The sequence below is a fragment of the Nonomuraea sp. NPDC023979 genome (genome assembly GCF_040639085.1).
GTDB classification, from domain to species: domain Bacteria; phylum Actinomycetota; class Actinomycetes; order Streptosporangiales; family Streptosporangiaceae; genus Nonomuraea; species Nonomuraea ceibae.
On the sequence record NZ_JBEZZG010000058.1, the window covers coordinates 26,978 to 33,138 of the forward strand.

Consider the following 6,161-nt stretch of genomic DNA (forward strand, 5'->3'; position numbering starts at 1 on the left):
TGGCCACGCTGGACCGTGAAGGCTCCGGCTTCGACGCCGACGATCACTCCCTGGCAGGTGGAACAGACGAGGGCCTGCGCAGGGGCACCCGCCCGGGTGACAGAACTGGGGGCATCGGGCACAACGCTGGTGGCAGGCGAGTCGCTCATGCGATCACTGTGCCGCACGCCACCGACAATTCCCGGGAGAGGCGGTGTGACCGGCTGGTTCAGTACGCGGTCGAGACCAGCCCCACCCGGTAGGCGAGCACGACCGCCTGGACGCGGTCACGCAGGTGCAGTTTCGCCAGGATGCGTGACACGTACGTCTTCACGGTCTCGGGAGTGATGAACAGCTTCGCGGCGATCTCCGCGTTCGACAGTCCGGCGGCGATCTGTTCGAGCACCTCCAGCTCGCGCGGGGTCAGGGCCCGTACGACCTCCTCCCGGGCCGATCCGGAGGTGTCGGCGGGGCGGAGGCGGTCGGCGAAGTGGCCGATGAGGGAGCGCGTGACGGCGGGGGCCAGCAGCGACTCGCCGCGTGCGACGGTACGCACGCCGTTGACCAGCTCCGCCGGTGGCGTGTCCTTGAGCAGGAAGCCGCTGGCTCCCGCCCTGAGCGCTTCGTACACGTACTCGTCGACGTTGAACGTGGTGACGACCAGCACCTTCGCCGGAGTGGCGCTGCCGGGGCCGGCCAGTTGCCGGGTGGCCTCGATGCCGTTCAGGACGGGCATCCGGATGTCCATCACGATGACGTCCGGGCACAGCCGTCGCGCCGCCTCGACTGCCGCCCGGCCGTCCGCGGCCTCGCCGACCACGTCGAGGTCGGGCTGGGCGGAGAAGATGGCGATGTAGCCGGCTCGTACCAGCTCCTGGTCCTCGCAGACGAGGACCTTGATCGGGGTGTCGGTCATGTCTCACTCCTGGCGGGGATGCGGGTCCGTACGCCGAACCCGCCGTCGGGCCGGTGCTCTGTGACCAGTTCGCCGTCCAGCAGGCGCAGCCGCCGGCGCAGGCCGTCCAGCCCGCGCCCGCCCGACGGCACGGCGGGCACGGCTTGCACAGTGCCGTCGGGGCCGTCGTTGGCCACCTCGACGGCGAGGTGGTCGGGGTGGTGGTGCAGTGTGACCGTGGTGCGGCGTCCTGGCGCGTGCTTCATCGCGTTGGTGAGCGCTTCCTGCACCACCCGGTAGGCGGCCAGCTCGACGTCCACGGCCCGTGGCCGCTGCTCACCATGCTCGGTCAGCTCGGCGGGCTGGCCGGACAGGCGGGCGTTCTCCACCAGACCGGCGATCCCGGCCAGCGTCGGCGCGCGGTCCGCGCCGCCCGAGTCGCCGGTGGCTTCCAGTACGCCGAGCAGGTGGCGCAGTTCGGTCAGCGCCCGCCGTCCGCTGTCGCTGATGGCGGCGAACCCCGCCGTCGTGCCGGACGTGAACTGTGCCGCGTCCGCCTGGACGACCATGGCGGTCACATGATGCGTGACCACGTCGTGCAGCTCGCGGGCGATGCGGGCGCGTTCGGCGGCCCTGGCCACGTCCGCGCTGAGCCGCCGGCGCTCGGCCTCGTCCGCCCGCCACCGGCGCATCGCCGCGCCGGCCGTCCAGATCACCGCCAAGGTCAGGTAGAACGCCACGAAGTCCTGGACCCGGCTGGGCGACCCCAGACCGTGCAGCACCACCGCCAGCACGGCGTAGCCGGCGGTCGACGCCGCGGCGAGTCCGCGACGGAACCGGGCCTGATGGGCTCCGGCCGCGTACACCGCCAGGTAGAGCCCGATGCTGGCGAAGGTCGGCGGATAGGCCAGCGCCTGGTGCAGGGCGAACGCGGTGCCGGTGACCGCCAGGCAGAGCGCCGGCCAGCGGCTGCGCACGGCCAGCGGTGCGGACTGCGCCAGGGTCAGCACCACGGCCGCCGCGTCGGACGGCCGCTCGGCCAGATCGCCGATCCGCGCCGCGATCGTCGACAGTGTCGGCACGAAGCCCAGCAGCGTGAGCGACGCCGCGAGCGCGCTGTCCTTGGCGAGGGTGGAGCGAGTTCCCCAGAAGTCCAGCCAGGAGCGGGCAGAACGGACGACGTTCGCGAACACCGTGCAAGCTTAATGGCGCAGGCTGGTTCCGCCGTGCCTCCATCCCCCGTGAGAGCTACAGCGAATGTCCGTTCCGGTGGGATGGCAGGCCCCGTGCCGCTTCCTAGTCTCGGTGAGGTCGCGGAAATCGCCGCGGCGACTCGGTCGAGAGGAACGCGATCATGGCGTCCATGGAACACCCGGCAAGCGCTTCCCCGGAGGCCGCCCCCTCGGCGGGACGGCTCCGGTTGCGGCAGTTCCGCTTCCCTGTCCTGCTGGTGGCCATGTTCGGTGTGATGACCGCGATCGCCGGGATCAACCAGGTCGTCTCACCCGTCCCGATCCTCGCCCTGCCGGTGGGGATCGGCCTGGCCGTCGCCGCCGTGGCCTGCTACCGATGGCTGTGCCGGACCGTCGAGCTCCGCCCGGACATCGCCGAACTCCCGAAGGCGGGCAGCCGGTCCCAGCTGTGGCGCGGGACGCTGCTCGGGTTCGGCCTGTTCGCCGGGTTGATGGTGCTGATCGCGATGTTCGGGGGCTGGCAGGAGGTGTCCTGGGGCTCCGTCGGCGGGCTCGTCGGCGCCGCAGGCATGATGTCGAGCGTCGCGGTGGCCGAAGAGCTCCTGTTCCGCGGGGTTCTGTTCCGCATCATGGAGGGGCGCATCGGCACGGCCGGCGCGCTGGCCGTCTCCACGCTGCTGTTCGGCGCGCTGCACCTGGTCAACCCCAACGCCACGCTGTGGGGTGCGCTCTCGATCGCGTTGACGGGCGGCTTCCTGATGACCGCCGCCTACGTCGCCACTCGTGCGCTGTGGCTGCCGATCGGGCTGCACTTCGCGTGGAACTTCACCCAGAGCGGGATCTTCGGCGTCACGATCTCCGGGGCGGACGTGCCGTCCCACGGCCTGCTGAACGTCACGCTGTCCGGCCCCTCCGTGCTGACCGGCGGGACGTTCGGACCCGAGGCCAGCCTGCTCGCCCTGCTGCTCTGCCTGGTGCCCACCGTCCTCCTGCTGCGGCGGGCCGCGCGTAACGGCCAGATCCGGCCCCGCTCCCGCCGCACCGAGCACCCCGCCTGACCCCCCGGCTCGTACGTCCCGTCATCGCACCAGACCCAGGCCGGGTGGGCCGTGCACGCAGTTCAGGCGTGGCCGTCCGCCGGGGTGAGCAGGCGGGTGAGCGCGTCGACGGCCCAGTCCTGCCACTGCTGGTGGGACCAGCCGCGGTGGGCGACGAGCAGGTTGTAGTTCTCGGGCGAGAGCACGGCCAGGGCGACGTCGGCGGCGGCCTCGGCGGTGAGCCCGTCGCGCAGGGTCGTCTTGCGGGCCAGGGCGTCGGTGAAGACGCGTTGCACGGTGAGGCGCTGCTGGAGGTTGGCGGCCCAGACCTCGGCCAGGTCGGGGTCGGTGGTGGCGGCGCTGCGGACCACGTCCAGCAAGGGTGCGGCGCGCAGGTAGATGTCCGCGGCTCCGGCGACCTGGCGGCGTAGCTGCCCGAGCGGGTCGGGGTCGGCGAGTGCGTCGCGCACCCACTGCCGTTCCAGGGTGGGGATGGGCTCGTCGTCGCCGGCGACGGCCTGGTCGAGGGCGGTGGTGAGGATGGCCCGCTTGGTGCCGAAGGAGTAGTAGACGGTCGGCTCGCTCACCTCGGCCTTGGCGGCGATCGCGGTGATGCTCGTGGTGGTGTAGCCCGCCGTGGTGAACAGTTCGGCGGCCGCGGTGACGATGCGGGCTCGGGTGGACCGGGCCCGCACCGTGCGCCCGTCCTCCTTCTTCCCGGGTACGCGCCCCGATGGGGTTCGTGGTGTTTCGCTCACGACTTGACTATAGCGGCACTATGAAAACATTCTTATAGTGTGACTATGAAAACTCCGGGCTCAAGGGCGCGGCGCTCGATCCTCGTCCTGGGCGGCTACGGCGCGGTCGGCCGCGAGGCCGCGCACGCGCTTGCCGGCCACCCCGGCACGAACGTCATCGTCGCCGGACGCAACCCCGGCAAGGCCCCGCCCGTCCCCGGCACCACCGCCAGGCGCGTGGACGCCGCCGACCCGGCCGACCTGGCCAGAGCGCTGGACGGGGTCGACACCGTGCTCATGTGCGCCGAGGTCGACAACGCCCGCGTCGCCCGCGCCTGCGTGGAACGCGGCATCCACTACGTGGACGTGACCGCCTCCCACCACCTGCTCGCCGCCCTCCAGGCCCTGGACGAGCCGGCCAGGGAGCACGGCGCGACGCTCGCGATGAGCGTCGGCCTGATCCCCGGCGTCACCAACCTGCTGGCCCGCGTCTGCGCCGAACGCTCCCCCTCCACCGAGCTGCTCATCGGCGCGCTGCTCGGCTCGGGCGAGGCACACGGGCCCGCCGCACTCGCCTGGACGCTGGACGGGCTCGGCCGGCTCGACGGCTCGTGGACCATGAACTTCCCCGCGCCGTACGGCGAACGCACCGTGCACCGCTTCCCGTTCTCCGACCAGCACACCCTGCCCACCACCCTGGGCGTCCCCTCGGCCCGCACCGGACTGTGCCTGGACTCCCGCCTGGTCACCCGGTTGCTCTCGGTGGCCGGACGGCCGGCCGTCGCCCGCCTGCTCCACCGCCCCCAGGTCCGTCGGCTGCTGCTCAGCGCGCTCGGCACGGCCCACGTCGGCGGTGACGGCTTCGCCGTGACGGTGCGTTGCGGCGCGGTCCAGGCCTCCTTCACCGGACGGCGGCAAAGCCTCGCCACCGGGCGCACCGCCGCCCTGCTCATCCGCCACCTTCCTGACCTGCCACCCGGGGCCGCCCACATCGAGCAGCTCGTGGACCCCGTACCGTTCCTGACCGAGCTGGCCACCGGCGGATTCGCCCTCGACCTCGGCGACGACCCCGCATGACCGTCGTTCAGCACGAACCCGCCCCCGGAACAGTGCGGCAGCGTGCCGACCAGGCCCCATCCCGCCGAGCCCGGACTTCATGGCGAAACCGGGGGATGTAGGTTCTCGCCTGTGAGTGATATTCGACGTCTTGGTCCGGAGGACCTGCCCCTGTGCCGGCAGCTCGAAGCCGATCGCGGCTGGGCCACCGACGAGGCCAAGTGGCGGTTGATGTTCGAGGCGGGCGAGGTCTACGCCGTCGACGCGGCGGACGGGGACGGGCTGGCCGGGTGCGTCGTGGTGAGTCCGTACGGCGATGCGCTGGCCGGCGTCGGCATGATGATCGTCGCCGGCAGGTACGGCAGGCAGGGGCTCGGCACCCGGCTGATGGAGCATGCCCTGGAGGTCGCCGGGGACCGCGTCGTGGAGCTGACCGCGACCCGCTTCGGGCGCCCTGTCTACGAGCGACTGGGCTTCCGGCCGACGGGAAGCCTGACGATCACCACGGGGCCGATGCGGGAGACGGCGTCGTCGGCCGCCGTCCGCGTGGCCACACCGGACGACCACGCCGCGCTGATCGCCCTGGACGCCGAGATCACCGGGGCCGACCGGAGCAAGGCGCTGGCCGCCCTGCTGTCCATGGCCGAGCGCGTGGTCGTCACCGACGGCGGCTTCGCCGTGGCCTGGAACGCCGGCCCCCACCGTGTCATCGGCCCCGTGGTCGCGCCTTCGGAGGAGGCCGCCCGCGAGCTCATCCTGGCCGCCGCGCACTGCGCCGACCGCGACGTGCGGATCGATCTGCTGGACGCCTACCCGGGCCTGCGTCCGTGGCTCACCGGGCTGGGTCCCGTTCAAGGACCGTCGGCCCTCCCGACGATGGTCCACGGCGCCGACCGGCACCCGGGCGACCGCAGCCGATACGTCGCGCCCATCCTCATCTCGATGGGCTGACCGGACATCAGAAGGGGGCCGGTCGCGTAGAGATCAGCGAGCCGGGGTGCGCCGCTGATGGCCGTGCCAGGCGCGTACGCCGGACCGCTCGCCGCGCTTCAAGCCCCGATGCCCGGGACATTCCTCCCGGGCATCGGGGACCAGGGCCCCGGGCTGCCCGGGACCGGTTGACGGTTGGCTGCGCATGATGAAGGATCCTGACGCGTTCCGGCGGGTGGCCGCCGCAATCGCCCTGTTCGCCTGGCCGGTGCTGGAGTTCCTGGCCTTCCTCACCTCTCCGCCGGGGGCCGAGCACGATCCGGCCGTCTTCCGT

The 6,161-nt window shown here is 72.4% G+C and carries 6 protein-coding genes; 3 read left to right on the forward strand and 3 right to left on the reverse strand.

The features are described 5' to 3' along the window. Positions 1 to 208: 208 nt before the first annotated feature. Positions 209 to 895, reverse strand: coding sequence for a response regulator transcription factor (locus AB0G11_RS47615; RefSeq protein ID WP_357593808.1), 687 nt, complete (start codon positions 893 to 895; stop codon positions 209 to 211). Beyond that, positions 892 to 2,067 (reverse strand): histidine kinase, encoded by a 1,176-nt coding sequence (locus AB0G11_RS47620; protein ID WP_357593810.1) that lies wholly within the window; start codon positions 2,065 to 2,067, stop codon positions 892 to 894. Before AB0G11_RS47620 ends, AB0G11_RS47615 begins: the two co-directional genes overlap by 4 nt. A 170-nt stretch (positions 2,068 to 2,237) precedes the next feature. Between AB0G11_RS47620 and AB0G11_RS47625 the strand changes: the two genes are divergently transcribed. Then, positions 2,238 to 3,125 (forward strand): type II CAAX endopeptidase family protein, encoded by an 888-nt coding sequence (locus AB0G11_RS47625; protein WP_219517667.1) that lies wholly within the window; start codon positions 2,238 to 2,240, stop codon positions 3,123 to 3,125. Positions 3,126 to 3,187: 62 nt separating this feature from the next. On the opposite strand, the gene AB0G11_RS47630 is transcribed toward AB0G11_RS47625, so the two are convergent. Then, positions 3,188 to 3,862: a TetR/AcrR family transcriptional regulator gene (locus AB0G11_RS47630; protein WP_357593812.1), complete on the reverse strand. Its 675-nt coding sequence runs from the start codon at positions 3,860 to 3,862 to the stop codon at positions 3,188 to 3,190. Between the two features lie 45 nt (positions 3,863 to 3,907). Between AB0G11_RS47630 and AB0G11_RS47635 the strand changes: the two genes are divergently transcribed. Then, entirely contained in the window at positions 3,908 to 4,918 is a 1,011-nt protein-coding gene (locus tag AB0G11_RS47635; protein ID WP_357593814.1) for a saccharopine dehydrogenase NADP-binding domain-containing protein, read from the forward strand. A gap of 111 nt (positions 4,919 to 5,029) precedes the next feature. Beyond that, positions 5,030 to 5,848, forward strand: a complete 819-nt coding sequence (locus AB0G11_RS47640) for a GNAT family N-acetyltransferase (RefSeq protein ID WP_357593816.1) — start codon at positions 5,030 to 5,032, stop codon at positions 5,846 to 5,848. The last annotated feature ends 313 nt before the right edge of the window (positions 5,849 to 6,161 follow it).

Coding starts and splice junctions, on each gene's coding strand:
- AB0G11_RS47615 (WP_357593808.1), bottom strand. CDS start 895: ATGACCGACACCCCGATCAAGGTCCTCGTCTGCGAGGACCAGGAGCTG.
- AB0G11_RS47625 (WP_219517667.1), top strand. CDS start 2,238: ATGGAACACCCGGCAAGCGCTTCCCCGGAGGCCGCCCCCTCGGCGGGA.
- AB0G11_RS47635 (WP_357593814.1), top strand. CDS start 3,908: ATGAAAACTCCGGGCTCAAGGGCGCGGCGCTCGATCCTCGTCCTGGGC.